Raw genomic sequence first — 22,991 nt, 5'->3', positions numbered from 1 at the left:
GGGCATGAGCGACGTGGTGGAGCACCTGCTCGAGCTGTTCGACCTGCTGGCGGGCGACGCCGACAGCGAGCGGCTCGCGCGGGTGCTCCCCGCGGCACGGGCCGCCGGCGCGTCCGACGGCGAACTGGCCCGGATCGGCGCCGCCACCGAGTGGGCGCTGCGGATCCGCCGCACGCTCACCGCGCACCGCAGGCGGGAAGCCGAGCTGGAGGCGTTGTTCGACACCGCGAGCGACCTCGCGGGCGCGCGCGACCCGGACGCGGTGCTGCGCGCGATCGTGCGCCGGGCGCGGATGCTGCTCGGCGCGGACATGGCGTACCTGAGCATGAACTCCGACGCGCGCGGCACCTACATGCGGGTCACCGACGGCTCGATCTCCCCGCTGTTCCAACAGGTCCGGCTCGGCATGGGCGAGGGGCTCGGCGGGTTGGTCGCGCAGGCCGCGCAGCCGTACGTGACCGCCGACTACCTCGCCGACGACCGGTTCAACCACACCGCGCCGATCGACGACGCGGTGCGCGACGAGGGTCTGGTCGCGATCCTCGGTGTGCCGCTGCGGCTGGACCGGCGGGTCATCGGCGTGCTGTACGCGGGCAACCGCACCCCGCGCAAGTTCCCGCCGGACGAGGTGGCGCTGCTGTCCTCGCTCGCCGCGCACGCCGCGATCGCGCTGGACACCGCGCACCTGCTGGAGGAGACCCGTCGGGCGGGCGACACGATCCGCGCGCACAACGAGGCCATGCGGCGGGCCGAGCAGGCGCACGACCGGCTCGCCGACCTGGTGCTGCGCGGCGCGGACGTGCCCGAGGTCGCCGCGGCCGTCGCCGAGGTGCTCGACGGCGGGATCGTGGTGCACGACCACGAGGGCGTGGAACTGGCCCGCATCGGCACCACCCGCGCGGTGCCGGTCGGCGTGGCGGTCACCGCGTCCCGCACGAGCGGGCGCGCCGTGCCGCGGGACGGCACGTGGGTGTGCGCGGTGCTCGCCGGCCGGGAACTGCTGGGCGCCATCACGCTCACCGACCGCGCGGACCTCGGCGACGCCGACCGCGGCCTGTTCGAGCGGGCCGCCGTCGTCACCGCGCTGCTGCTGTTGTTGCGCCGCACGGCGGCCGAGGCGGAGAACCAGGTGCGCGGCGAGTTGATCACCGACCTGCTCACCGGCCACCCGGACCCGGTGGCGCTGCGCGACCGGGCCCGGCGGATCGGCGTCGACCTCGCGTGCCGGCACGTGGTGCTGGTCGCCGACGGTCCGCGCGACCGGGTGCTGCCCGCCGCCGTGCACCACGCGTCGGCCGGGCGCGGGCTGGCCGGCGCGCACGGCGAGCACGTGGTGCTGGTGCTGCCGGGCGACGACCTGGCGCGCGCGGCCGACGACGCGGCGCGCGTGCTGGGCAAGGCGGCCGGCGTGCCGGTGACGGTCGGGTCCGGTGGACCGGCCACCGGACCGACCGGCGTCGCCGCCGCGCACGCCGAGGCCCTGCGGTGCCTGAGGGCGCTGAACCTGTTGGACCGCAAGGGCTCCGGCGGCACGATGGCCGACCTGGGTTTCGTCGGTGTGCTGCTGGGCGACCGGGCGGACGTGGCGGGCTACGTGCGCGCGACGCTGGGTCCGCTGCTGGACTACGACGCGAGCCGCGGCACGGAACTGGTCCGCACGGTCACCGCCTACTTCGGGTGCGGCGCGAACCTCAGTCGCACCAAGGACGAGCTGCACGTGCACGTGAACACCGTGGTGCAGCGACTCGACCGGGTCGCCAGCCTGCTCGGCGCGGACTGGCAGTCACCCGAGCGGGTGCTCGAGGTCCGCCTGGCGCTCAGGCTGTCGAGGGTTCTGGGGTAGTGCGCGGTTCGGTCAGGTGCCGCAGCAACCGCTCCCGCTGGGCGCTCAGCTCGGCGATCTGCTCCTCCATCGCCGCCACCCGCTTGAGCCCGACGAGGTCGTAGCTCAGCACGCAGCCGACCGAGTACGGCACGTTCTCCTCGGCGCACTCGTCGAAGAACGGGACGAAGGCGCGGATCTCCGCGACGGTGAAGCCCACCTTCAGCAGTTCGCGGATGTTCAGGACCCGCATCACCACGATCTCCGAGTAGCGCCGGTAGCCCGAGGAAGTGCGTTGCGAGGTGAGCAGCCCCTCCTGCTCGTAGAAGCGCAATGCGCGCGTGGTGGTTCCGGTGCGTCTGGCCAGCTCTCCGATCAGCATGTGTCCCCCCGTTGCCGCCTATCGCCCGGCCGTGAGGCCGAGTACTCCGGTGGTCGAGTCTAAGGAAGCCCCCTCCCACTGGTCGTCGTCGCCGACTGCTCTCTTCGCGTCTCCGATCATGAGGCCGAGGCTAGACATTGCCGTATACGTCAAGGTCAAGCTCCGCGTGCCGGGCGCGGGCGGGCGTCGGCGCGGTGCCGCGGTGTGGCAGAAGTCGGCAAGACCACATCCGAATTCCCGTTTCCCGGCGCGCCCGGTGATCGCTCCCGGTGTTCGCCAGCGGGCGGATCCGGTGATTTCCACCGGCACCGGTGTGATCGTCGGATGGTATGTTGCTACGGCTTTCCGCAAGCGTTCCCGTCATGCTGGTGGGTGATCACCCGGGAGATGTATTCCACGACAGCGGTCGGTCATCGCCGGTGGGAAACCCGCACGTCGCGGCTCACCCGGGCGGTGCCACGCGAAGGCCCCTCACGTGCGCGATTGAATGCACGTGCAGCATCGCGGCGGCGTTAGCGCGCGGTCTTTGCTCCCCTGAACGGGTAGTTTTACGAAGCGCAATAGGGGTAGCTGAATTGACGTAGTGAAGTTCGCACGCCCAGGTGATTTACCTTCACCCGATGTGAGGTGAAGGCTTCCGGGGTGACTGAGCAACGGCGCTCGATGCCCGCGGAGCAGGGGCACGACATCATGAGACGGATCCAGCGGCTGGTGGTTCGCGCTGAGCGAACCGCGTTCGACCACTCGAACCTCGTCGGGCCACCGCCCTCGCAGGAGCACCTGGCGATCCTGGCGGAACTGCGCGCCCTCACCCAGCAGGCCATCAGCGAACGGGGGCACACCGGCGTCGACGGACCGGCCGCCTCCGTGCCGCGGCAGGCCGAGTCCACCGAGCAGCAGCCGTCGGCGCCGAGGAAACCCCTGGCCGCCCGGTGACCACCGGCGCGGGCCGGCCGCGCACGGCCGGCCCGCGGTCGACCGCTACTTGCGGCGCACCATCTTCACCAGGCTCTTGAAGGTCTCCTCGAGCCCGGACGAGAACGGGTTGTCGTTGACCAGGTACGTCCACGTCGTATTCGGTCGCTGCACGCCGGCCTCGGCCAGGTGCGCGCCGTCGGCGTCGATCTTCGCCTTGACGAACGTCTCCTCGGCCTCGTCCCACGCGTCCGGCGCGATCCGGTGGTACTGCGGGATCGCCTCGCGGTGGAACTCGTCCAGCGGGTTCTGCCTGGCCAGCGCGCGCAGGTGGATGCCCTCGCGCAGGTCGGTCAGGAACGTCAGGTGGTCGCTCCACCGCTGGTCGAGGTGGTGCAGCCCGATCAGCCGCGCCGCCTTCACCAGCACCTCGTGGTCGACCTCGGCCAGTTCCTCGGCGCGCTCGGGCTTGCGGGTGGACAGCTCCTCCCACGCCAGCTCGGTGGTGAGCAGCTTGTCCCGGTACTCCAGCAGCAACTGGCGCTGGTGCTCGATCAGCTTGTTGTACCGCCAGGTGTTGCGGTGGATCTCCAGCTGCACGCCCTCGGCCACCCGCTGCGCGTGCTCCACGGTGTGCAGGGTGCCCAGGTCGACCACCCGGCCGTCGTCCTCGACCTCGGCCGGCTCCTCGTGGTCCGGCACGTACTGCGCCACCAGGTCGTCCTGGAGCGAGGAGAAGAACACCGAGCCGCCCGGGTCGCCCTGGCGCCCGGCGCGACCGCGCAGCTGGTCGTCCAATCGGGACGACGAGTGCCGACCGGTGCCGATCACGTACAGGCCGCCCAGCTCGGCGATGCGCTCCCGGTCGGTCGACTCGTGGCCGCCGAGCCGGATGTCCGTGCCGCGACCGGCCATCTGGGTCGACACGGTGATCCGCTCGAACGAGCCGGCGTCCGCGATGATCGCGGCCTCCTCGGCGTCGTTCTTGGCGTTGAGCACCACGCAGGTCAGCCCGGCCTCGGCGAGCTTGCGCGAGAGCCGCTCCGACTCGGCCACGTCCAGCGTGCCGACGAGGATCGGCCGACCCGTCTCGTGGATCTCCTTGATCTCCTCGACGACGGCGGCCTCCTTGAGCTCCAGCGTCGTGTAGAGGCGCGCCTCCTCGTCCTCGCGCACGCACTCCACGTTCGCCGGGATCACCAGGACCTCGAGCGAGTAGAAGTCCCGCAGCTGCTCGGCGACCGCGACCGCGGTGCCCGTCATGCCGCACACCGTCGGGTAGCGGCTCAGCAGCGCCTGCACGGTGACCGAGTCCAGCACCTCGCCCGCGTCGGTGGTCTGCACCGACTCCTTGGCCTCGACCGCCGCCTGGAGACCGTCCGGCCAGCGCTGGAGGTTCGCGATCCGGCCGCGGGTGTCGTTGATCAGGTGCACCTTGCCGTCGCGCACGATGTAGTCGACGTCGCGGTGCAGCAGCACCTGGGCGTGCAGCGCCACGTTCACCTTGGACAGCGTGGTGGACACGTGCTCGTCGGAGTACAGGTCGATGCCGCCCAGCTCGCGCTCGACCAGCTCGCCGCCGGCGCCCGTCAGGTAGACGTTGCGCTCCTCGTCGTCCACCTCGAAGTGCAGGTCCCGGCGCAGTCGCTTGACCAGCGCGGCGAGCGCGGGGTCCGCCGCCGGACCGGCCGTCGAGCCGGCCAGCACCAGGGGCACCCTGGCCTCGTCCACCAGCACCGAATCCGCCTCGTCCACCAGCGCGACGGCGGGCTTGGGCACGATCCGGTCCGCCTCGTCCACCGCGAGCCGGTCGCGCAGCACGTCGAAGCCGATCTCGCTGACCGACGCGTAGGTCACCTCGGCCTCGTAGGCGGCGCGGCGCTCCTCCGGCTTGGACGACTGGTCGATCCACCCCACGGACACGCCGAGCAGCTTGTACAGCGGACCCATCCAGTCCGCGTCGCGCTGGGCGAGGTAGTCGTTGACCGAGACCACGTGCACCCGGTCGCCGCGCAGCGCGAAACCGGCGGCGGCGATCGCGCCGGAGAGCGTCTTGCCCTCACCGGTGGCCATTTCGACCACGTGGCCCTCCAGGAGGCCGAGCGCGCCGAGGACCTGCACGTCGAACGGGCGCAGGCCGAGGGCGCGGTCCGCGGCCTCGCGGCCCAGCGCGCACACCTCCACCAGCTGCTCGCGGCCGAAGTCGGATTTCTCGCGCAGCCTCGCCGCCGCTTCGGTCAGCTCCTCGTCGGTGAGCGCGCCGATCCGCTCGGCGCGTTCGTTCACCTCGGTGAGCAGCCTGCGGTACGGCGTGAGGTCCGCGGAGCCCGGCTTCTGCGCGAACCGCCGGAGCCGCTGCTTGAACCGTCCCAGGAGAGTGGTCACGGTCGGGCAACGTACGGCACGGCGTCAACGTTCCGCACGTCACCCGGTTGACCGTTCACGCCCGACCGGCCGTTCCGGGCAGACCGGACACCGGTCGCGGACCGCGACCGGGTGGCACCGCCACCGTGCCGAGTGTGACCTGCATCTCATACGCTCGGCGCAGCTTAGCGTTGCGCCGGAGGGAACCGATCCACCCATCGAGGCGTCCTTGGGACAATTCCCGAGGCCAGTCGTCCAGGAGGACCAACCGTGGTGTTCAAGAGGATGTTGCGCGCGTTCGGAGTCGGTGGTCCCTCCGTCGACACCGTGCTGACCAACCCCAACGTCCGCCCAGGCGAGCTGTTGACCGGAGAGGTGCGCATCGCGGGCGGTGACCACCCGGCCGACATCGACCAGGTGAAGCTGTCCCTGGTGACCAGGGTCGAGGTGGAGAGCGGCGACGAGGAGCACAACCGCAACCTCGAGTTCGCGCGGATCGTCGTCGGCCAGCGGATCGGTGTCGGTCCCGGCCAGCACCTCGCGCTGCCGTTCCAGTTCCCGGTGCCGCTGGAGACCCCGCTGACCGTCGTGCACGGCACCCACCTGCACGGCATGACGATGGGCCTGCGCACCGAGCTGGAGGTGCGCGGCGCCGTCGACCCGGGCGACCTCGACCCGTTCGCGGTGCACCCGATCCGCTCGCAGGAGGCCGTGCTCGGCGCGTTCCACGCGCTCGGCTTCCGCTTCCAGCGCGCGGACAACGAGCAGGGCCGCATCCACGGCGTGCCGCAGCAGCTGCCGTTCTACCAGGAGATCGAGTTCCTGCCGCCGCACCAGTTCCTGTCCAAGGTGAGCCAGGTCGAGCTGACCTTCGTGACCGACCCGCACCACCTGTACGTGGTGCTGGAGGCGGACCGCCGCGGCGGGCTGTTCCGGCAGGGCGGCGACACGTTCGGGCACTTCCACCTGTCCCACGACGACGCGTTGCGCACCGACTGGACCTCGCTGCTGCACCAGTGGATGGACCAGGTGGCCGGTCGCCGGGGCGGGCACGGCGGCCACGGCGGTTACGGAGTGCACGGCGGCGGTCACGGTGGCGGGCACTACGGCGACCACCACGGCGGTCACCACGGCGTCGGAATGGGCGGAGTCGTCGCCGGTGCTGCGGCCGGCGTGTTCGGTGGGATGATTATCGGGGAAGCCCTCGACGAGATCGGGGACTTCTTCGAAGGCGACTAGTCGCGGGAGGCATCATGGGCATCGGCGGTGTGATCAGCGCCGTAATCGTGGGTCTCGTCATCGGGTACCTCGGGAAACTCGTGGCACCCGGCAGGCAGAACATCCCCGTGTGGCTGACGCTCGTGGTCGGCATCGTCGCGGCGTTCATCGGCACCTTCGTGGCGCGGGCGATCGGCGTGGCCGACACCAAGGGGATCGACTGGATCGAGATCATCATCCAGGTCGTGATCGCGGCCATCGGCGTGAGCCTGGCCGCCGGTTTCTACGGCAAGAGGTCCGTCCGCTAGAAACGGTGTGGTGAAAGGGGTCCTTCCGCGGGGAGGACCCCTTCCACCTACCCAGCCCGGGTGTCACTGGCCACGCGGGCTGCCCGTCCCCGGCCCTCCACCACGGCCGGTCGAGTCGGGGACGACGTCGGTTCGCGTCGTCACGGTCCACCACCAGGTCCATCCCCTGACCCGTGGTGCCGTGCTGGAGCCCGGCGTTGCGGCCAGGCGGATCCGCGCGCTCACGGGTGACACCTTGTCGTCGGACGGGCACCCCGCGCGTCCGGAGATCCCCGTACATCGCTCCGTATTCCGAGTCCGCCGCGCTCCGTACGGACCGCGCGAACCTACGGAGATCCCCGGACGCGGGGAACCGCTCCCACCGGTCACAGTTGGCGGCGCAGGTCACCCCCTTCGGACACCGGGAGTCAGCAGTGCAGTCAGCCGGGCCGGCCCATGCGGGCGCCTTCGTGCCGGACGCCCAGGTCATGGTCGCGGGCACACCGAGGTACGGGTGGGAGCACCACCGGCACGAGGACGCGCTGGCGGAGGCGGCGCCGGCGCACCGGGCCGTGCTGCCCAACGGGTTGGACGTGTGGGTGACCACGCTCGGGCTCGACCGCACGCGGACCCTGCTGGCCAACCAGCGCGCGCTGGTCAAGGACCACGCGCTGCTCGGCGGCGCGATGCGCGAGCAGTTGGAGCGCAAGGGCCTGGACGCGAACCTGTCCCGGATCGTCGGACCGGGCGTGCTCAACAGCGACGAGCCCGACCACCGGCGCGTGCACCGGCTGATCGCGCCCGCGTTCTCGGCGGAGCGGATCGCGGCGCTGCGGCCGGAGATCGCCCGGCTCATCGACTCGCTGCTGGACGCGCTGCCCACCGACGGCCCGGCCGACCTCCAGGCGTCGTTGGCCGACGCGCTGCCGCTGGCCGTGATCGCGTCCGTGCTCGGCGTGCCGGCGGAGGACGCGGGCCGGCTGCGGGCGTGGACCACGGCGATGATGACCGAACGGCCGGAGGTGATGATCCCGGCGTCCGAGGAGATGGCCGGGTACCTCGCCGGGCACATCCAGGACCACGAGGCGCTGCCGGCGGACTCGGTGCTCCGCGTGCTGGCGACCAGCCGGGACGCCGACGGCCGCGGGTTGGCCTTCGAGGAGTTGGTGGCCAACGCGATCCTGCTCGTCGTCGCGGGTCACGACACCACGTCGGCGTTGCTGGGCAACACGATGGCCGCGCTGCTCGCCACGCCCGGCGCCTGGGGGACGCTCGCGCGGCGACCGGAGGCCGTGCCGAACGCGATCGAGGAGGCGGCCCGCTGGGACGCGCCGGTCGCGCTGACCCCGCACTACCTGGTCCGCTCGCCGCTGGACCTCGGCGACGGCGTCGTGGTGCCCGAGGGCGACATCATCATGGTGGGCCTGGGCGCGGCCGGCCGCGACCGCTCCGTGCACGGCCCCGAGGCCGACGCGTTCCAGCCGTTCCGGCACTCGGACGCCGCCGCCACCAACGCGGCGCGCGACCACGCCGCCTTCGGCCACGGCCCCCACTACTGCCTCGGCAACCTCCTGGCCCGCCTGGAGGCCACCGCGGCGCTGACCGCCATCACCGCCCGCTGGCCCGCCGCGACCCTGGACGTGCCGCCGGACACCCTGCCGCGCAGCGACAAGGTGGTCACCAACTCCCTGACCGCCCTGCCGGTGACCCTGGCACCGTGACCCGCCGTCAGGTCAGGGAGGCCAGCCGGGTGGCCAACTGGTGCCGGCCGTCGATCTGGAGCTTGCGGTAGACGCGGGTCAGGTGGGTGTAGACGGTCTTGGGCGAGACGACCAGGCGGTCGGCGACCTGCTGGTTGGTCAGGCCCTCGGCGACCAGCTTGGCCACCTCCCACTCCGTGGGGGTCAGGTCGGCCGGGCGGCGCGGCGCCTCGTCGGGCACGTCGGTGTCGTCGAGCACGAGTTCGATGGCGTGCTCGACGCTGTCCGTCGCGTTGGCGTAGGCCTTCGCGTACTCGTCGGCGCTCAGGGCCGCCCGCGCCTCGCCCACCGCGATCGTGCGGGCGTCGGCGAACGCGGTCAGCCGGCTGATGTGGATGCCCAGGACACCCTGGAGCGTCTCCGCCAGGCCCAGCATCCGGGCCGCCTGACGCGGGTGCGACGCGCGCGCCCACGCCCAGCCCAGCGCCTCGACGGTCCACACCGGGGTCCAGCGGTCCCGGATCGCCTGCTGGATGCGCAACCCCGCGGTCAGCACCTCGACCGCGCGCTCCGCGTCGCCGAACCGGACCTCCACGACGCCCGAGCACCAGTGCGCCCAGCTCAGACCCCATTGCGCGCCAAGGCGTTCGCAGTGCGCGAAGAACGCGGCCGCCGCCGCGCGGGCCGGGACCTCGTCGTCCAGCAGCACCGCGCCCACGGTCAGCAGGATGTCCGCCAGGTGCCGGTCGACCGCGAAGTCCGGACCCAGCGCGTCGAACCCGTCGCGACCGGCGCGCAGTTCCGGCACGCCCTCCAGGTCGCTCAGCGCCAGCACCCGGAACGCGCCGCGCACGAACGTCACCGCGGGCACCGGTCCGCCGAACGCCTCGGCGATCGCGGACGCCTCCTCGACCCGGCGCGCGACCTCGTCGTGCTCGACGCCCAGGCACATCGCGATCCACGCGTCCAACGCGATCGCGCTGGCCCGCAAGGGATCCGCGGACGCGGGCGCCGCGGCCAGCGCCCGGCGCAGCCACAGCATCTCCTCGGGCAACCGGCCCGCGTAGGTGTACCAGCGGGTCCGGGCCAGGTCGACGGCCGTCTGCAACCCGGTGTGCGGCGCGGACGAGATCAGGTCGGCCAGCACCACCCGGTAGTCGGCCACGTCCGCCTCGACCGCGGCCAGGATCGCCGCCTCGTTGCGGCCCCGGAACGTCGCGGCCAACCGCGCGGCCTCCGACCGGTAGTACTCGCGGTGCAGCTCCCGGACCGCGTCCTCCTCGGTCGATAATCGGAGCCGGGCGGCGCCGTGCTGGCGCAGCGGCTCCAGCAGGTGGTAGCGGCTGCGGTCCTCGGTGGCCAGCACGATGGACTTGTCGATCAACCCCAGCAGCACGTCGGCGACCGGCAGGCCGCCGGCGGCGCACACCGCCTCGGCGGCGGGCAGGCCGAACCCGCCCTCGAACACCGACAGCCGCGCCCACAGCAGCCGTTCGGCGGGCGAGCACAGGTCGTGGTCCCACTCGATCAGCGCCGCCATCGTGCGGTGGTGCTCCAGCGCGACGTTGTCGTTGGCGGTCAGCTCGCGCATCAGGTCGTCCAGCCGGTCCGCGAGCAGCCCGACGGGCATCACCCGCATCCGCACCGCGACCATCTCCACGCCCAGCGGGATGCCCGACACCCGGCGCACGACGCGCACCACGTCCGGCCAGATCTCCTCGGTGACCCGCCACCCCGGGATGCCCGCCTGCGCCCGGTCCACCAGCAGTTGCACGGCCTCGCACCGCTGCTCGGGCCGCGCGTCCTCGGCGGGCACCTCCAGCGGCGGCACGGCCACCAGCACCTCGCCCGGCACCCGCAGCCGCTCCCGGCTGGTCGCCACCACGCGCACGCCCGGCGCCGCGCCCAGCACCTCCTGCACCAGCGTGGCGACCGGCTCCACGAGGTGCTCGCAGTTGTCCAGCACCAGCAGCACCCGGCGCGGGCGCAGGTAGGCCACGAGGGCGTCGAGCGGCGCGGTGGTCGACTGGTCCGGCACGCCGACCGCGCTCAGCACCACCTGCGCGAGCAGTTCGGGGTCACCGCCGCGCGCCGAGGCGAGCTGCGCGACCCGCACGCCGTCCTCGAACGCGCGCGACACCTGCCGGGCCAGCTCCAGGGCCAGCCGGGTCTTGCCGCCGCCGCCCACACCGGTCAGGGTGATCAGCGGCGCCGCGCCCAGCCGCCGGCGCAGGTCGGTCAGCAGGCGTTCCCGGCCGACGAACGAGTTCAGCGCGCGTGGCACGTGGTCGGCGGTGGCTGCGTCCCGCTGGTTCACCCCGCCACCGTACGGCAGTGATCATCGCGCCTGCGGCGTTTCGGCGTGCAGCATCCGAAGCACCAGATCGGCGTAGAGCGCGCCGATGTCCTCCGGCGTGCGCCGACCGCCCGGTTGGTACCAGCGCGCCACGTCGATGCACAGCGACAGCACGGCGAGCGTCGCGCCCGGCACGTCCGGCGCCTCGAACACGCCCGCACGCACGCCGTCGAGCACCATCCGCCGCAGCACGCCCTCGATCCGCCGGCGCAGCACCCGCACCTGCTCCAGGTGCGGCCCGGTGAGCGCGGCCAGTTCGTACTGCACCACCCGCGCGGTGGTGTGGTGCTCGGCGTGCCACCGGGCGAACGCCGCGACCGCGGTCGCGAGCCGGGTCACCGGGTCCGCGTCGGGCACCCCGGTCAGCACCGCCAGCGAGGTGGTGTGGCCGATGCGGCTGATCTGGAACAGCAGGTCTTCCTTGGTGCGGTAGTGGATGTACACCGCGGCCGGCGACATGCCCGCCAGCGCGGCGATGTCGCGGGTCGTCGTGGCGTGGTAGCCCTTGCCCGCGAACGCCGCCGCCGCGGCGATCAGCATCCGGCGCGCGGCCGGCGGCGAGACCTCGGCCCAGGCGCTGTCCAGCAGCTCGAACTCGCGGGTCGTGGTCATGCGCCCTCCTTGACAGGGACCGGACGATACCGCAGGCTAAGCACACGCTTAGTTCTAAGCAACCGCTTAGTATGGAGGCACACCGGTGCGCCGCACGCTGTTCACCGAGGACCACGACGCGTTCCGCGAGTCCGCGCGCGCGTTCGTGGAGCGCACGATCCGGCCGGGTTACGAGAAGTTCGTGGCGCAGCGGCACATCGACCGCGACGTGTGGCTGGAGGCGGGCCGCCAGGGCATGCTCGGCCTGGAGGTGCCCGAGGAGCACGGCGGTGGCGGCGCGAACGACTACCGGTTCAACGCGGTCCTGGGCGAGGAGCTGGCCAAGGTCAGCGCGGGCGTCGCGTCGTGCCTGGGCATCCACGCCGACGTCGTCGCGCCCTACCTGGTCGACCTGTGCACCGAGGAGCAGAAGCGCCGGTGGCTGCCGCGGTTCTGCTCGGGCGAGCTGACCACCGGCATCGCGATGACCGAGCCGTCCGGCGGCTCCGACCTCGCCGCGCTGAGGTCGACCGCCGTGCGGGACGGGTCGGACTGGGTGCTCAACGGCTCGAAGACGTTCATCACCAACGGTTTCTCCGCCGACCTGGTCGTGGTGGCGGCGCGCACCAGTCCGGAGCGCAAGGCCAAGGGCATCACGCTGTTCGCGGTGGAGACCGGGATGCCGGGCTTCGAGCGCGGGCGCAAGCTCGACAAGGTCGGCCAGCCCGAGTCCGACACCGCCGAGCTGTTCTTCACCGACGTGCGGATCCCGGCGGACAACGTGATCGGCGAGGTCGACCGCGGCTTCGTGCACATGATGGAGCGGCTGCCGCAGGAACGGCTCGGCGCGGCGATCTCGAACCTGGCGCACGCGCGGCAGATCCTCACCGAGACGATCGAGTACGCCAAGGAGCGCAAGGCGTTCGGGCAGGCCGTCGGGTCGTTCCAGCACAACAAGTTCGTGCTCGCCGAACTCGTCACCAAGGTCGACGTGACCCAGGCGTTCGTCGACCAGGCCACCGAGGCGCACACCCGGCGCGAGCTGACCGCCGTGGACGCGGCGAAGGCCAAGTACTGGAGCGCGGACGTGCAGAACGAGATCCTCGACGCGTGCGTGCAGCTGCACGGCGGTTACGGCTACATGACCGAGTACCGGGTGGCGCGCGCGTGGATGGACGCCCGGGTGACCCGGATCTGGGCCGGCTCCAACGAGATCATGAAGGAACTCATCGGCCGGGACCTCGGTCTGTGAGCTGAATACCGGAAAGGCTTGGCGCACATGGGAATCCTCGACCGGTTCCGGCTGGACGACCAGGTCGCGATCGTGACCGGCGCGTCGTCCGGGCTGGGTGTCGCGTTCGCGAGGGGGCTGGCCGAGGCCGGCGCCGACGTGGTGCTGGCGGCCCGCCGCGTGGACCGGCTCGCGGAAACCGCCGCGCTGGTCGAGCGGGCCGGTCGACGCGCGCTCGTGGTGCGGGCGGACGTGTCGCGGCCCGAGGACTGCCAGGAGGTGGCCCGGCTCGCGGCCGGGTTCGGCGCCGTGCGGGTGCTGGTGAACAACGCGGGCGTGGCCTCCGCGGTGCCCGCGTCCCGGGAGACGCCCGAGCAGTTCCGCGCCGTGGTGGACGTGAACCTCAACGGCGCGTACTGGATGGCGCAGGCGGCGGCCGCGGTGATGACCGGCGGCGGCTCGATCGTCAACGTCTCCAGCGTGCTCGGCCTGGTCTCCGGCGGGTTGCCCCAGGCGGCCTACTCGGCGTCCAAGGCCGCGCTGATCGGCCTGACCCGCGACCTCGCGCAGCAGTGGACCGGGCGCAAGGGCATCCGGGTCAACGCGGTCGCGCCCGGCTACTTCGCCTCCGAGATGACCGACCAGTACCCCGAGGGCTACCTGGACTCGCACATCGCGCGGCTGCCGATCGGCCGGGTCGGCGACCCCGAGGAACTGGCCGCGGCCGTGGTGTTCCTCGCTTCGGCGGCGGGCGGCTACACCACCGGGGCGACGTTCGTCGTGGACGGCGGAGCAACCGTCGGGGGCTGACGCCGTTGTAACCCGGAACGGGTGACCGTCGACATACCCTGTGTGCACCCGGGCGCACTCAGGGGAGAGTCCGTGACCGCGAACCGCACCGTCGTCGAGGAACCGCGCTTCACCGTCCGGAACCCGCCGCGGACCCCGTTCCGCCGCAAGCGCTTCCTGCTCCCGTTCGGCATCTCCGCCGGTGTCGCGCTGGCGGGCGCGATCGCGCTGTTCGCGGGCGGCGTGGTGACGCTGCCGGCGCAGGGGATCACGGTGGTGCGCGGGATGCTCGCCTCCAAGCGCGACTTCTTCGAGGACGCCGAGGTCAAGCGCGTCCTGATGGCGCACGGGTTCCAGGTCGACCTGACCCCCGTCGGCTCGCGGGAGATCGCGGACAAGGACGACCTCGACAGCTACGACTTCGTGTTCCCGTCCGGCCAGGCCACCGCCGACCGGGTGCGCGACCGGCGCAAGGGCAAGCACCTGGTGTCGAAGAAGCCGTTCTTCAGCCCGCTCGTGCTCGGCACCTACCGCGAGTACGCGGACGCGCTGCTGACGGCGGGCGTGATCAAGCCGCAGGGCGGTGATCCGGCGCTGTACTACAACCTCGACGTGCCGGCCTTCGTGAAGCTGATGGACGGCACCCTGACCGCCGGGCCGGACGAGGAGTACTGGAAGCACTACCCGCCGCTGCGCAACGGGAACCGGATCGTCGCGCAGACCTCCGACCCGTGCCGCACCTACTCGGGGTCCACCTGGCTCGCGCTGGTCGCGTTCGCCGCCAACGGCAACGAGACGCCGCACGACGAGTCCGCCGCGCTGGCCGTCGCCCGGCGGATCAAGCCGCTGTTCGACATCGAGGGTCAGCACGGCGACGACCTGGCGCAGCAGTTCTTCGCGCCCGAGGGCCGCACGTTCGCGCCGATCGTGGCGATCTACGAGCACCAGTTCCTGGCCAACCAGTTCCGCGCCCTGGAGGGCGCCGGGCGGCCGGACACCGAGCACGTGCTGCTCTACCCCGAGGCGCAGCACGAGACGGTGCCGGAGTTCCTGTCGTTCACCGACGCGGGCGACCGGCTCGGCCGGCTCGTGGAGGGCAACCAGGCGCTGCGGGAACGCGCGGTGCGACTGGGTTTCCACGTGTTCGGCGCCGGCGGCACGTACGCGGACAGCGAGTTGGCCGCCGAGCTCACCGCGCGCGGGCTGCCCACGCCGCGCAGCGGGGTCGGCGACACCGAGACGTGGCTGCCCGACCTGCCACTGCTGGAGCGGATGGTCACCGAGGTCGGTGGCTGCCGGTGACCAGGTCCGCGCTGCTCCTGGTGGTGCTGCTGGTGGGCGCGGCGTGCACCGCGACCCCGGCGCCGCGCGAGTCGCTGACCGTGCTGGCGGACGAGGAGTTGCGGGTCCTCGAGCCGCTGTGGGCGGACCTGACCCGGGACACCGGCGTGGAACTGCGGTTCGACTACCGCGGCACGGTCGCCGCGTCCGCCGACGCCTCCGACGGGCACGACCTCGTGTGGCCCTCGACCGACCGGTTCCTGGCGCTGCGCCGGGCGCAGCCGCCGCTGTCGACCAGCATCATGCTGTCCCCGCTCGTGCTGGGCGTGCGACCGGGGGTGGCCGCGCGGTTCGGCGCGCAGCCGTCGTGGGCGGAACTGGCGTCGGCGGCCGGTCGCGGCGAGCTGCGCTACGGCATGACCGACCCGCGCCGCTCCGGGTCCGGGCTCATCGCGCTGGTCGGGGTGGCCACCGCGGCCGCGGGCACCGGCGCCGCGCTGACGCCGGCCGACGTGCGGTGCGACAAGCTCCAGTCCTTCCTGGCCGGACGCGCGTTCACCGCGCCCGACCTCGACGCGCTGCGCGGTCGTCTGTCCGAAGTGGACGGTGTCGCGGTGTCCGAGGCCGTTGCCGCGCAAGCAGGTCTGGACGTGGTGTACCCGCGCGACGGCATCGTGCTGGCCGACTTCCCGCTGATGCTGCGCAAGGCCGAGCGCCGGTCCGGCTACGACCGGGTGGTGGCGTGGTTGCGCGGGCCGGGCCCGCAGCGGCGGATCATGGAGACCGGGCACTACCGGCCGGTGAACCCGGACGTGCCGCGGACCGGCGCGCTGGCGGGCGGCGTGGGCACCGCGCTGTACTTCCCCGGCGCGCAGGAGGTGCTGGACGCGCTGCTCGCCGCCTACGACCGGGCCGGCACGCCGTCGCGCGTGGTGTTCGTGCTGGACCACTCGCGGTCGATGGCGGGGGAGCGGCTCGACGCGCTGCACCGGGCGTTCGACGTGCTGGCGCACTCGGGCGGCTTCGACCAGTTCCACCTCGGCGAGACGATCACCGTGGTGCGGTTCGCGGGGCAGGTGCTCGACGAGCGCAGCACCACGATCACCAGCCGGGCCGACCTGGACGCGGTGACCTCGGGCTCGGCCGACCTGGCCGACCACACGGCCGTCTACTCGGCGCTGGACCACGCCTACCGGACCTACCCGGGCGCGACCGTGGTGCTGCTGACCGACGGCGAGAACAACGCGGGCCTGGACCGGGAGGCGTTCCGCGCCGCGTGGCCGATCCCGCCGCGCACGTACGCGATCCGGCTGGGCGACGCGGACCCGGCGGAGCTCGCCGAGCTGACCCGCGCGTCCGGCGGCCGGGTCGTGGACGCGACGCCGGGTTCCCTCGGTGAGGCGGTGGAGGAGATCCGTGGATGTCGATAGGGCGCTGTGGTGGTCGGTCTGGTGGGTGTGGGCCGTCGTCTGGCTGGTGACCGCGCTCGCGATCGCGGTGTCGGTCGCGCTGGTGGTGCTCGCCTGGCGGCAACGTCGTCGGCGGGGCGCCGCGGACCTGCCCGGGTTGACCATCTACCTGGACGAGAAGGCCGTCATGGACCTCTACCAGGTCGGCGGCTACGGCGACGCCATGACCAAGGAGGTCGTGGACCGGGTCGGCGTGAACAAGGACGGCAAGATCGCCCTGAAGGGTCTCGACGTCGGCCTGGAGGGCGCGCGGTCGTCCGGGCGCGAGGTGGTCAAGACCTACATCGAGAACCACGACGGCATCACGGTCATCGGCGCGGTGCTCGCCGCGCTGGAGTCCGCGCACGGCGTGGTGCACGCCGACCTGCGCGACCTGACGATGGTGCGCAACGTGGCGCTGGACAAGCACCTCGACGGCGACCAGCGCACCGCGCGGCTGCGCAAGGTCGACTCGTACGTGTCGGTGAAGGGCTGGTTCCGGGTGGCCGGTGAAGCGGGCGGCACCACCACGTTCCTCGCGCCGTTCGGCGATCCGGACGACCACGAGGAGGGCGCGCAGGTGCGCGTCGACTGCCACGGCCAGGGTCTGCGCGACGAGGTGGTGCCCGACGGCCGGTTCCAGGCGCGGTGCCTGGGCAAGGTGCAGAGCTGGCGCGCGACGACGGGTGAGCTGGTGATCCGGCCGATCGCCATGTTCCAGTGAGGACCGGGCGCCCGTGCGATGCTGTCCTCATGAGAACGGTTCCCGAGCGGTTGATCGCGGCGGCCACCAGGCTGTTCGCGGAGAAGGGGTACGACCGGGTCGCGGTGCAGGAGATCGTGGACCTCGCCGGGGTCACCAAAGGGGCCATGTACCACTACTTCGGGTCGAAGGACGACCTGCTGCACGAGATCTACGGCAGCCTGCTGCGGGTGCAGACGACGCGGCTGGAGGAGATCGCGGCCGGCGCCGGGCCGATCGCGGAGCGGCTGCACGCGGCGGCGGTGGACGTGATCGTGACGAGCGTGCGGAACTTCGACCAGGCCAAGGTCTACTTCCGCTCGGCCGACCACCTCGCCGACGACAAGCGCGCCGAGATGCGCGGGGAACGCCGCCGCTACCACGAGCGGTTCCGCCGGCTGGTCGAGGAGGGGCAGGCCGACGGCACGTTCGCCGGCACCACGCCCGCCGACCTCGTCGTGCACTTCTTCTTCGGCGGCGTGCACCACCTGGACAGCTGGTACCACCCCGACGGCGAGCTGACCGCCGAGCAGGTCGGCGCGCACTACGCCGACCTGCTGCTCGCGTCGTTGCGCCCCTAGGGCACCAGCAGCACCACGGTTTCCGCCACGCACGCGGGTTTCGGCGCGCCGTCGATCTCCACCACGACCTTGACCACGCCCTGCTTGCCGGGCGGCAGGTCGGTCAGCGACAGCAGTTCCGCGCCCGCCCGCACCGCCGAGCCGACCACGACCGGGTGCGGGAAGCGGACCTTGTTCAACCCGTAGTTCACGCCCATCGACAACCCGTCGACGGCGTAGACCTCCCGCACCAGCAAGGGGATCAGCGACAGCGTCAGGTAGCCGTGCGCGACCGTGGCGCCGAACGGGCCCGCCGCCGCGCGCTCCGGGTCGACGTGGATCCACTGGTGGTCGCCGGTCGCGTCGGCGAACAGGTCGATCTCCCGCTGGGTGATCTCGTGCCACGGCCCGAAACCCAGGTGCGTGCCGACCGCGCCCGCCAGTTCGTCCAGTGAGGCGAAGGTGCGCACGCTCAGTCCTTCGGTCCGCCGGCGACGTAGACCACCTGACCGGACACGAACCCGGCCCCTTCGCTCACCAGGAACGACGCGGTGTGCGCGATGTCCTCGGGCGTGCCGACGCGGTTCACCGGGATCGCCGCGGCCGCGCCCTTCTTGAAGTCCTCGAAGTCGATGCCGACGCGGGCCGCGGTGGCGGCGGTCATGTCGGTGGCGATGAAACCCGGCGCGATCGCGTTGACCGTGACGCCGAACCGCCCGAGTTCGATCGCGAGGGTTTTGGTGAAGCCCTGCAACCCGGCCTTGGCCGCCGCGTAGTTGGCCTGGCCCCGGTTGCCCAGCGCGGACGTGCTCGACAGGTTCACGATCCGGCCCCAGCCCGCCTCGGTCTGGTGCCGCTGCACGGCGCGGCTCATCAGGAACGCGCCGCGCAGGTGCACGGTCATCACCGCGTCCCAGTCGTCGTCGGTCATCTTGAACAGCAGGTTGTCCCGCAGGATCCCCGCGTTGTTCACCAGCACGGTCGGCGCGCCCAGCCCGTCGACCACCCGGGCCACGGCCGCCTCCACCGCGGCGCTGTCGCCCACGTCGACGCCGACCGCGAGCGCCCGCCCGCCGGCCGCCTCGATCTCCGCCACGCCCGGCGCGCAGGACTCCTCGACCAGGTCGAGCAGCGCGACGGCGAGCCCGTCGGCCGCGAGCCGTCGCGCGACGGCGGCCCCGATCCCGCGTGCGGCGCCGGTGACGATGGCGACGCGTGCGTCGTTGTCGGCCACGGTCGGTCCTCCTCGTTGTGCAGGCCTAAGCAACCGCTTAGTAACCTAGTGCGTGCCCGGCCTTGACGCCAGAGCGACGCGGGGGTGACCATACCGACTGGTCGGAATCCTCCGGCGAGGAGGCGCGCGTGGAGTTCGACGGCAAGGTCGTGCTGGTCACCGGCGCCGCGGGCGGCATCGGCGAGGGGCTGGTCCGGCGGTGGGCGGGCCGCGGCGCGCACGTCGTGGTGGCCGACGTCGACGAGCGCGGCGCGGAGGTCGCGGCCGACGTGGACGGTGTGTTCGTCCGGTGTGACGTGCGCGATCCCGCGGCGAGCGAACGGGCCGTCGCCACCGCCGTCGACCGGTTCGGCGGCCTGGACGTCGCGGTGCTCAACGCGGGCATCGCGACCGGGTTCGGCCTCGGCGAGGACTTCGACGTCGACCGCTACCGCGCCGTCATGGGCGTCAACCTGGACGGCGTGGTCTACGGCGTCCACGCGGCGATCCCGGCGCTGCGGGCGCGCGGCGGCGGCCACCTGCTGGCCACCGCGAGCATGGCCGGCCTGATGCCGATGCCGATGGACCCGTTGTACGGCGCGAACAAGGCGGCCGTCGTGGCGCTGGTGCGCGCGCTCGGCCCGGTGCTCGAGGGCGAGCGCATCGCGGTGAACGCGGTGTGCCCCTCGTTCGCCGACACCGGCATCATCACCGGCGTGAAGGACGCGCTCGAGTCGGCCGGCATGCCGATCCTGACCGTGGAGGCGGTGGTCGACGCGTTCGACCGGGCCGTCGACTCCGGCCGCACGGGGGAGTGCTGGTGGGTCCAGTCCGGCCGCCCGAGCGAACCCTTCGCGTTCCGCAACCCTCCCGGACCCCGGTCGCCGGACGGCGGCAGGTTGTCCGTCGAGCCCCTGGACTGAAAGCGTTGCGCGCCAACCGGAATCCCCCGTCCACCGGGCTCTCGGGAGACGATTGCCCGGTGCGCCGACCGGAACCCTCCGCCACCGGACGATCGTCCCTGGGGCGATCGCCGCGCGTCACCCGGAACCACCCGGCGGGTTGTCCCGCCGCACCCCTCGAGGAAGGCTGAAAGCGTTGCGCGCCATCCAGATCACCGAGTTCGGCGGTCCCGAAACCCTGGTCGAGGTCGACCTGCCCGACCCCGAGCCCGGGCCGGGCGAGCTGCTGGTCGAGGTCGACCGCGCCGGGCTCAACTACGCCGACACGCACCAGGTCGAGAACTCCTACCTCGCCCGCATGGAGCTGCCCCTGGTGCCCGGCGGTGAGGTCGTCGGGCGCACGCCGGAGGGGCGACGCGTCGTCGTGCTCACCACCGACGGCGCGGGCGGGTACGCGCAGAAGGCCGTGGGGCCCGAGGCGACCGCGTTCGACGTGCCCGACGGCGTGGACGACCTGACCGCGCTGAGCATGGTCGTGCAGGGCGCGACCGCGTGGTTGTTGTTGCGCCGCAGCACGCACCTGGAGCCGGGGGAGACCGTCGTCGTGCACGCCGCCGCGGGCGGTGTCGGCACGCTCGCCGTGCAGCTGGCCCGGAGGTGGGGCGCGGGTCGGATCATCGCGACCGCGAGCACCGAGGAGAAGCGCGCGCTCGCGGTGGAACTCGGCGCGGACGTCGCGGTCGACTCGGCCGCCGAGGACATCACCGCCGCGCTGCGCGAGGCCAACGGCGGCCGGCGGGTCGACGTGGTGCTGGACATGACCGGCGGCGTGGTGACCGACCAGAGCCTCGCGGCGCTGGCGCCGTTCGGCCGGCTCGCGTTCTACGGCATGGCGAGCCGCGAGCAACCCACCCCGATCGCGCCCGCCGCGCTGCTCTCGCACACCACCACCGTGACCGGGATGTGGCTGCCGCACGCGTTCGGGCTGCCCGGCCGGGTCGTGCACCGGGCGATGGCCGAGCTGTTCGACCTGGTGCTGCGCGGCGAGCTGCGGGCGGTGCCGGGCGGCGAGTACGGCCTGTCCGAGGCCCGGCGCGCGCACGAGGACCTCCGCGCCCGGCGCACCACCGGCAAGCTGCTGCTCGACCCGTCCCGCTGACGGCGGAGGGCCGCACCCCCGGTTCAGGGGTGCGGCCCTCCGCGTCGGACCCGAGGTCAGTCGCTCAGCTCGGCCAGCGCGGCCTTCACCTTGGCGAGCTCGGCCTCCAGCTCCTCCATGCGGGTGCGGTGCTGGGACCGGGCCGCCTCGATGACCTCGTCGATGCCGCCGGCGATGTCCTCGTGCAACTCCTTGGCCGCCCGGGACACCGCGGCGGCCGCGACGGACAGGCCGGTGACGACGCGCTTGGTGCCGTGCACCAGGTCGGCCTGCCACTCGCCGTCGGCGGTGCCGGTGACGGTCAGCGTCAGCTCGACCGTCCGGGTCTTCTTCACCGTGCTCTTGGCCCGCTTGGCGGCGGGCTTGGCCTCCGGCTCGGGCTTCACCGCGGGTTCGGCCGCGACCTCGGGCTTCTCGTCCTGCACGGGTGCGGCGGGCGCCTCGGCGTCCACCTGGTCGTCCTGCTCCACGAGCGTGTCCGCCACGTTGTCGTTTCCTCTCGGCTCAACCTGCTCGACCCGCCGGCATTCTAGAACACCTGTTCGACGGAGGGTCGATTGCCCCGCACAGCGTAGGGCGTCGGCCGATCGGACGCGGATCACACCTCGGGCGGCAGCCGGACCACCCGCTGCGGTTCGACCGCGGCCACCCCGGGCACCGACCGCAGCGCGTCGACCCCGTCCGCCGCGACCGCGCCGGTGACCAGGCCCAGCGGCTCGAGCACCTGCTCCACCACGAGCCCCGCGCCGCGCAGCGCCTCGACCACGCGGGCCAGGTCGCCGAGGCTGCCCCCGGCGACCGACACCACGACCGCGGTGCTCAGGGCGCCTGCACCAACCCGGTGCCCACGTCCGTCGACGGCAGCCCGAGCCGGCGGCCCGACTGCGCCAGCCGCGCCCACAGCTCCCACCCGCGCGCCTGGTGGTGCTGGGCCAGCAGCGCGGCCACGCCCGCCACGTGCGGCGTCGCCATGCTCGTGCCCTGGAGCCGGCGGTGCCAGCTGTCCGGGCTGTTCCACGCCGAGTACACGTCCACGCCCGGCGCCACCACGTCGACCTGGCCGACGGTGTCGACGGTGCCGCAGGAGAACGGCGCGAGCGCGCGCTTCTCGTCGATCGCGCCGACGGAGAGGATCGACGGGCAGTTGGCCGGGTGCCCGACCGGCGCGACGGTGCCCGGCCGGCGGCTCTCGTTGCCCGCCGCGGCGACGATCAGCGTGCCCTTGGCGAGCGCGCGTTGCGCGGCCTGCTCGAAGACCTGCGAGTACGCCGCGCCCGGCCGCACCGCCGCGCCGAGCGACATGGAGATCACCGCGACCCCGTTGGCCACCGCCCACGCGATGCCCGCGAGGATGCCGCCGTCCGAGCCGAAACCCGCGTTGGACAACACCTTCCCGGCGTAGACCTCGGCCTCGTAGGCGACGCCGTAGCCCGGCCCGCCGCTCGCGGGCTTGCGCGGACCGGTGGACGTGCCGATGCAGTGCGTGCCGTGACCGTGCGCGTCCTCCGCCGACTCGCCGGTGATGAACGAGTTCGTGAGCACGGTGCGACCGGCGAAGTCCGGGTGCGCGGTGGTGAAACCGGTGTCCAGCACGGCGACCCGGACTCCCGCGCCGGTGGCCGTGCTGACCGTCGCGCCGACGGCCTGAAGGCCCCAGGTGAAGACGCTCTCGTCGGCGGCCACGGCGTCCTCGGTCGACGCGGTGTAGGCCTGCACGACCCGTTCGGCCTCGACCACGGCGATCGGGCCCGCACCCTCGGCGGCCCGCGTCAACCTGGTGACCTGGTCCGGTTCCGCGGTGACGACGGCGACGCCGAGTTCGTGCAGGATGATCCCGTCGGTGGCGGCCAGCTGCTCGCTGGTGACGGTGTCGGCCGTGGTGGTGGCGGCGATTCCGGCCACCCGGCTCAGCTCGTGCGCGCCCGCGGCGATCGCGCCGTCTTCCAATAACACGAGGTAGCGGCCGGTGGTCTCGGCTCCGGAAGGCTCAGACATGACGGCCCCCTTCCAGGGGTTGGGGAGGCTGTCTTT

Annotated in this window: 22 protein-coding genes; 13 read left to right on the top strand and 9 right to left on the bottom strand. The window is 72.8% G+C overall.

Annotation, left to right across the window (positions count from 1 at the left end; genetic code table 11):
• Nucleotides 1-4 precede the first annotated feature (4 nt).
• Nucleotides 5-1,843, top strand: coding sequence for a GAF domain-containing protein (locus AB0G50_RS16295; RefSeq protein ID WP_360108312.1), 1,839 nt, complete (start codon nt 5-7; stop codon nt 1,841-1,843).
• Here the strand turns inward: AB0G50_RS16295 and AB0G50_RS16290 are convergent.
• Nucleotides 1,818-2,204, bottom strand: a complete 387-nt coding sequence (locus AB0G50_RS16290; protein ID WP_360108309.1) for a MerR family transcriptional regulator — start codon at nt 2,202-2,204, stop codon at nt 1,818-1,820. The genes AB0G50_RS16295 and AB0G50_RS16290 overlap by 26 nt on opposite strands.
• 642 nt (nt 2,205-2,846) lie before the next feature.
• Between AB0G50_RS16290 and AB0G50_RS16285 the strand changes: the two genes are divergently transcribed.
• Nucleotides 2,847-3,140, top strand: coding sequence for a hypothetical protein (locus AB0G50_RS16285; protein WP_360108306.1), 294 nt, complete (start codon nt 2,847-2,849; stop codon nt 3,138-3,140).
• Nucleotides 3,141-3,185: 45 nt separating this feature from the next.
• Here the strand turns inward: AB0G50_RS16285 and secA2 are convergent, their stop codons facing one another.
• On the bottom strand, nt 3,186-5,504 hold the full coding sequence (secA2, locus tag AB0G50_RS16280) for an accessory Sec system translocase SecA2 (RefSeq protein ID WP_360108303.1): 2,319 nt from the start codon (nt 5,502-5,504) through the stop codon (nt 3,186-3,188).
• Nucleotides 5,505-5,756: 252 nt separating this feature from the next.
• On the opposite strand from secA2, the gene AB0G50_RS16275 reads away from it, so the two are divergent.
• The 3 genes from AB0G50_RS16275 (at nt 5,757) to AB0G50_RS16265 (ending at nt 8,709) form a co-directional block, all read left to right on the top strand.
• The gene (locus tag AB0G50_RS16275; RefSeq protein ID WP_360108362.1) at nt 5,757-6,722 is read left to right on the top strand and encodes a sporulation protein; all 966 of its coding nucleotides are present in this window, start codon (nt 5,757-5,759) and stop codon (nt 6,720-6,722) included.
• Between the two features lie 14 nt (nt 6,723-6,736).
• Nucleotides 6,737-7,009, top strand: coding sequence for a GlsB/YeaQ/YmgE family stress response membrane protein (locus tag AB0G50_RS16270; protein WP_360108300.1), 273 nt, complete (start codon nt 6,737-6,739; stop codon nt 7,007-7,009).
• Nucleotides 7,010-7,422: 413 nt separating this feature from the next.
• Nucleotides 7,423-8,709, top strand: a complete 1,287-nt coding sequence (locus AB0G50_RS16265; protein WP_360108297.1) for a cytochrome P450 — start codon at nt 7,423-7,425, stop codon at nt 8,707-8,709.
• Nucleotides 8,710-8,716: 7 nt separating this feature from the next.
• Here the strand turns inward: AB0G50_RS16265 and AB0G50_RS16260 are convergent, their stop codons facing one another.
• Complete coding sequence (locus tag AB0G50_RS16260) at nt 8,717-11,005, bottom strand: LuxR C-terminal-related transcriptional regulator (protein WP_360108294.1); 2,289 nt, start codon at nt 11,003-11,005, stop codon at nt 8,717-8,719.
• A gap of 21 nt (nt 11,006-11,026) precedes the next feature.
• On the bottom strand, nt 11,027-11,656 hold the full coding sequence (locus AB0G50_RS16255) for a TetR/AcrR family transcriptional regulator (RefSeq protein WP_360108291.1): 630 nt from the start codon (nt 11,654-11,656) through the stop codon (nt 11,027-11,029).
• Between the two features lie 85 nt (nt 11,657-11,741).
• Here AB0G50_RS16255 and AB0G50_RS16250 point away from each other — a divergent pair, with 85 nt between their 5' ends.
• The 6 genes from AB0G50_RS16250 (at nt 11,742) to AB0G50_RS16225 (ending at nt 17,707) form a co-directional block, all read left to right on the top strand.
• Nucleotides 11,742-12,887 carry an acyl-CoA dehydrogenase family protein gene (locus AB0G50_RS16250; protein WP_360108288.1) on the top strand — a complete coding sequence of 382 codons (1,146 nt, stop codon included), beginning with the start codon at nt 11,742-11,744 and terminating at the stop codon, nt 12,885-12,887.
• 27 nt (nt 12,888-12,914) lie between these two features.
• Entirely contained in the window at nt 12,915-13,676 is a 762-nt protein-coding gene (locus AB0G50_RS16245) for an SDR family oxidoreductase (protein WP_360108285.1), read from the top strand.
• Between the two features lie 72 nt (nt 13,677-13,748).
• Nucleotides 13,749-14,957 carry a hypothetical protein gene (locus AB0G50_RS16240; RefSeq protein ID WP_360108282.1) on the top strand — a complete coding sequence of 403 codons (1,209 nt, stop codon included), beginning with the start codon at nt 13,749-13,751 and terminating at the stop codon, nt 14,955-14,957.
• Complete coding sequence (locus AB0G50_RS16235) at nt 14,954-16,366, top strand: VWA domain-containing protein (protein ID WP_360108279.1); 1,413 nt, start codon at nt 14,954-14,956, stop codon at nt 16,364-16,366. Before AB0G50_RS16240 ends, AB0G50_RS16235 begins: the two co-directional genes overlap by 4 nt.
• The gene (locus tag AB0G50_RS16230) at nt 16,353-17,108 is read left to right on the top strand and encodes a hypothetical protein (protein WP_360108276.1); all 756 of its coding nucleotides are present in this window, start codon (nt 16,353-16,355) and stop codon (nt 17,106-17,108) included. Before AB0G50_RS16235 ends, AB0G50_RS16230 begins: the two co-directional genes overlap by 14 nt.
• A gap of 29 nt (nt 17,109-17,137) precedes the next feature.
• Nucleotides 17,138-17,707: a TetR/AcrR family transcriptional regulator gene (locus tag AB0G50_RS16225; RefSeq protein WP_360108273.1), complete on the top strand. Its 570-nt coding sequence runs from the start codon at nt 17,138-17,140 to the stop codon at nt 17,705-17,707.
• On the opposite strand, the gene AB0G50_RS16220 is transcribed toward AB0G50_RS16225, so the two are convergent.
• Nucleotides 17,704-18,156 carry a MaoC family dehydratase gene (locus tag AB0G50_RS16220; protein WP_360108270.1) on the bottom strand — a complete coding sequence of 151 codons (453 nt, stop codon included), beginning with the start codon at nt 18,154-18,156 and terminating at the stop codon, nt 17,704-17,706. The genes AB0G50_RS16225 and AB0G50_RS16220 overlap by 4 nt on opposite strands.
• 2 nt (nt 18,157-18,158) lie before the next feature.
• Nucleotides 18,159-18,920 (bottom strand): SDR family oxidoreductase, encoded by a 762-nt coding sequence (locus AB0G50_RS16215; RefSeq protein ID WP_360108267.1) that lies wholly within the window; start codon nt 18,918-18,920, stop codon nt 18,159-18,161.
• Nucleotides 18,921-19,048: 128 nt separating this feature from the next.
• On the opposite strand from AB0G50_RS16215, the gene AB0G50_RS16210 reads away from it, so the two are divergent.
• Together AB0G50_RS16210 and AB0G50_RS16205 are read left to right on the top strand one after the other, a co-directional pair.
• Nucleotides 19,049-19,822 carry an SDR family NAD(P)-dependent oxidoreductase gene (locus AB0G50_RS16210; protein ID WP_360108264.1) on the top strand — a complete coding sequence of 258 codons (774 nt, stop codon included), beginning with the start codon at nt 19,049-19,051 and terminating at the stop codon, nt 19,820-19,822.
• A gap of 175 nt (nt 19,823-19,997) precedes the next feature.
• Entirely contained in the window at nt 19,998-20,960 is a 963-nt protein-coding gene (locus AB0G50_RS16205; RefSeq protein WP_360108261.1) for an NADPH:quinone oxidoreductase family protein, read from the top strand.
• Between the two features lie 56 nt (nt 20,961-21,016).
• On the opposite strand, the gene AB0G50_RS16200 is transcribed toward AB0G50_RS16205, so the two are convergent.
• From AB0G50_RS16200 to AB0G50_RS16190, 3 genes are all read right to left on the bottom strand, one after another.
• A complete protein-coding gene (locus tag AB0G50_RS16200) occupies nt 21,017-21,445 on the bottom strand; it encodes a DUF6319 family protein (protein WP_360108258.1) in 429 nt (142 codons plus the stop codon).
• Between the two features lie 113 nt (nt 21,446-21,558).
• Nucleotides 21,559-21,765 (bottom strand): hypothetical protein, encoded by a 207-nt coding sequence (locus tag AB0G50_RS16195; protein WP_360108255.1) that lies wholly within the window; start codon nt 21,763-21,765, stop codon nt 21,559-21,561.
• Between the two features lie 14 nt (nt 21,766-21,779).
• Nucleotides 21,780-22,955, bottom strand: a complete 1,176-nt coding sequence (locus tag AB0G50_RS16190; RefSeq protein ID WP_360108252.1) for a S8 family serine peptidase — start codon at nt 22,953-22,955, stop codon at nt 21,780-21,782.
• Between the last annotated feature and the right edge of the window lie 36 nt (nt 22,956-22,991).

Origin of the sequence: Actinosynnema sp. NPDC020468, assembly GCF_040642015.1 — a bacterium.
GTDB lineage: Bacteria > Actinomycetota > Actinomycetes > Mycobacteriales > Pseudonocardiaceae > Actinosynnema.
The sequence above is the reverse complement of the archived record's forward strand: the minus strand, read 5'-3'. Positions and strand labels throughout refer to the sequence as shown.